The sequence below is a fragment of the Bradyrhizobium sp. sGM-13 genome (genome assembly GCF_018398875.1).
Classification (GTDB): Bacteria; Pseudomonadota; Alphaproteobacteria; order Rhizobiales; family Xanthobacteraceae; genus Bradyrhizobium.
This window is the reverse complement of sequence record NZ_JAGWDK010000446.1, coordinates 1-234: the sequence shown is the minus strand read 5'-3', so window position 1 is coordinate 234 and position 234 is coordinate 1. Positions and strand designations below refer to the sequence as shown.

The 234-nt window shown below is 61.5% G+C and carries 1 protein-coding gene; it reads right to left on the bottom strand.

Annotated elements, in window-relative coordinates:
- Positions 1–234, bottom strand: a 234-nt coding sequence (locus tag KJQ96_RS39600; RefSeq protein ID WP_213291285.1) for a type IV secretion system protein, incomplete at both ends; no start/stop codon positions are given.

Genomic DNA, 234 nt, shown 5'->3' with positions numbered 1-234 from the left:
CAGGATCAGAATCGTGGGCAGGTTGGTCAGTATGTCGAAGCCCGAGAACTGGCCGGTTTCCTCGAGCAGCGGATGTGCCGCGGTGAACCCCGACGAGGCCACGAAGCCCGGCCGCATCAGATCCGCCGCGCTCAGCGAACCGCCGCTTGCCTTCAGCCCAATGCTTGAGAACGAACTGAAGACGATGCCGGCAAGCGACTTGAAGTTGCCAATGATGAAGGCGAATGCCCCGAC